Source organism: Paenibacillus sp. p3-SID867 (assembly GCF_025142895.1).
Taxonomy (GTDB): domain Bacteria; phylum Bacillota; class Bacilli; order Paenibacillales; family Paenibacillaceae; genus Paenibacillus_AQ.
Map to the genome: position 1 here is coordinate 1 of NZ_JAMBDM010000052.1, position 2,479 is coordinate 2,479.

3 protein-coding genes and 1 pseudogene are annotated in these 2,479 nt (G+C 49.2%); 1 reads left to right on the forward strand and 3 read right to left on the reverse strand.

Translation table 11 applies throughout. The features are described 5' to 3' along the window. Positions 1-185 precede the first annotated feature (185 nt). On the forward strand, positions 186-686 hold the full coding sequence (locus tag M4D81_RS34605) for a DedA family protein (RefSeq protein ID WP_260069686.1): 501 nt from the start codon (positions 186-188) through the stop codon (positions 684-686). On the opposite strand, the pseudogene M4D81_RS34610 reads toward M4D81_RS34605, so the two are convergent. The 3 genes and pseudogenes from M4D81_RS34610 to M4D81_RS34620 form a co-directional block, all read right to left on the reverse strand. Further along, a pseudogene (locus M4D81_RS34610) lies at positions 644-1,612 on the reverse strand (alpha-L-fucosidase). The gene M4D81_RS34605 and the pseudogene M4D81_RS34610 sit on opposite strands and share 43 nt — an antisense overlap. A gap of 100 nt (positions 1,613-1,712) precedes the next feature. After that, entirely contained in the window at positions 1,713-2,093 is a 381-nt protein-coding gene (locus M4D81_RS34615; protein ID WP_260069687.1) for an RbsD/FucU family protein, read from the reverse strand. Beyond that, positions 2,018-2,479 (reverse strand): zinc-binding dehydrogenase (locus tag M4D81_RS34620; protein ID WP_260069688.1); only part of this gene is annotated, 462 nt, incomplete at its 5' end. The genes M4D81_RS34620 and M4D81_RS34615, both read right to left, overlap by 76 nt.

Consider the following 2,479-nt stretch of genomic DNA (forward strand, 5'->3'; position numbering starts at 1 on the left):
GCGAAACATCTCGGGCTACCCTGCCCATACTCCACAATTTCCCCATTTTCTTTGGAGCTGTAGTCCATGGGTAATCCCCCCATAACATACCAATACGGGTTTGCCGGCTGAGTACCAATAAAACACCTCCAGACAATCGTTCATTTCATTATGATTTCTATATCGACAAGAGAGGAAATAGAACAATGATCAGTAATACGATCTTAGAGCTTCTTAATCAGTATAGTTATCTGATTTTTTATTTTGCCTTCTCCCTGGGGCCGTTCGGAATTCCAATCCCGAATGAGATCACGTTTATCAGCGGTGCCATTTTGAGCCACACAGGTGTTATCAATTCATGGATCACTTACTTCTGTATTTTATCAGGACTATTAACGGCCATTACCAGTGCTTATTATGTAGGAAAGTTATTTGGGCTAAAAATAAAACACAGATTTCAACATAACAAACACTTTATCAAGGCTGAACTGATTCTGAATAAACACGGCAATTGGGCGATGTGTATTGGTTTGTTCATTCCAATCGTGCGATATGTTATCCCCTTGGTCATTGGACTAAGCGGCGTACATTTCAGTAAATTTGCTCTTATTTCATTTGGACGATTACGTATTTTACAGCTGGCACCTACTTTGGGTATCCCATTCTATCCATGCTTCATCGGTAGCTGCTTGATGTCTGGCTCCTGACTGCGTTCGATGTCCATAATGCCAATGCTGTATACTTCTTGATTTCGATCCTTCTGGTTGTAAACTGCCTTGTTGACGCCGCCGTTCAGGGCCGCGCTCGTGTTATATAGGTGTGCAACTGCATGCACCCCCGCCTGATAATCGGGATGACCCGGATTGAAATCCGATTTGTCCATCCAGTTGAGGAAGGGCAGCCCACCATCCGAGTACAGGAGGTCTGGTTGATATAGGTCAATAACCTCCTTAACGATGTCGTACCAGCGCTGATGCCACCACTTGTTCTGCGAGTACCACGGATCGAGGCCGTACATCGACTTGCTTGGGTCATGGTGCTCGCGATTCGGCAGGTACAGATCATCGTATTGTGGATCATTGCCGTCATAGGGAACACCTTTATAAGGCCCTTCTTTGTCCTGCCCTTTGTTCGAGTGGAACCAGCTGAACGTGGCACCCAGGTGCTCGGTCAGCCCGAACGGCAGACCGTGCTTCACGGCTGATTGCTTCCAGAGTCCGACGATATCCTTGTGCGGACCCATGTTGACCGAGTTCCACCTGTGGAGCTTGGAGTCGTAGTTAAAAAAGTTATCGTGATGCATAGCCTATGCCACGAAGTATTTGGCGCCCGCCGCCACTTACAGATCCATCAGCTCTTCCGGATCAAACTTCTCAGCTTTCCACAGCTGCATAATGTCCTTGTAACCGAATTTCGACGGGTGCCCGTAGTGTCGGATGTGATATCGGTACTGGTCAGAGCCCTCAAGGTAGATGTTTCGCGCGTACCAGTCGCCGTACATCGGCACCGATTGAGCACCCCAATGCGACCAGATACCGAGCTTGGCGTCGCGGAACCAGTCCGGGCACTCGAAATTCCGGAGCGATTCGAAAGTCGGTTCATATGGTCCTTTGGCAATTTCCATTTTAAGCATGCAAAATAGCCTCCCCGTTTGTCATGCACTCCGCATTCATACGGAGGCAGCACTCTTTGATTCGGAACAATCTTCACATTCATGTATTCATACTGGATGGTTACTTCTTGATTACTCCCTTTTTCAATAGAATGTTCGCATACTGCGCCCTCTCTCCTGTTGCAACAACTGCGTATGCATTCTTCGCACGGTCGTAAAAGTCGAAACGGTCCAGCATTTCGAAGGTGGTATCGCGATAACCCCCAGCGTCCAGGATTCTTCGATATTCCTGCCAAATTGGAGTCTGGATCGTATCACCGGGTACCCGATCCATTAAGGCGACCGGACGTTCTACGTATTGGTCTAACGGAAATAGCTGTAATAGGGCGGAAACCATTTCTGGTATGCCATGACCGTCCGCACGAATTAGTCTAACGGTATGGCTAGCCGCGGGAAAGTTACCGTCTGCGATAACGATTTCATCCCCGTGCCCCATTTCCATTCTTCCCGTGTAGCATTGCGACTGCTCATAAGCGTAAGTTCCCGCGCATGAAAATCAGGATCGTTAATCGTAATATCGCTATTCACGAGTCCGACGTAAACAAGCGAGTCCCCGTACCCTACCAGCCCGAATGCATCCGTCATCGAACGCAGGTTACCTGTCGCGTCGATGACCACGGACGGCAGTTCTCCATCGTTCCATTCAAGCAGGCGCTCCTTCGAGCTTTCTGTCGCAAGAACGGTATGTACTGATTTGGCCCAGGATTTGGCGAAGGCAAGACGGTCTGCATTCACGTCCATCGCGGCCACCTCGGAACCGGAAGCTGCCGCCATCGCCATGACACCAAGTCCGATTGGCCCGGCTCCAATTACGAGTGCACGCACGCC

Excerpts from the sequence above, each read along its gene's own strand:
- M4D81_RS34615 (WP_260069687.1), bottom strand. The coding sequence starts at position 2,093 with ATGGAAATGGGGCACGGGGATGAAATCGTTATCGCAGACGGTAACTTT.
- M4D81_RS34605 (WP_260069686.1), top strand. The coding sequence starts at position 186 with ATGATCAGTAATACGATCTTAGAGCTTCTTAATCAGTATAGTTATCTG.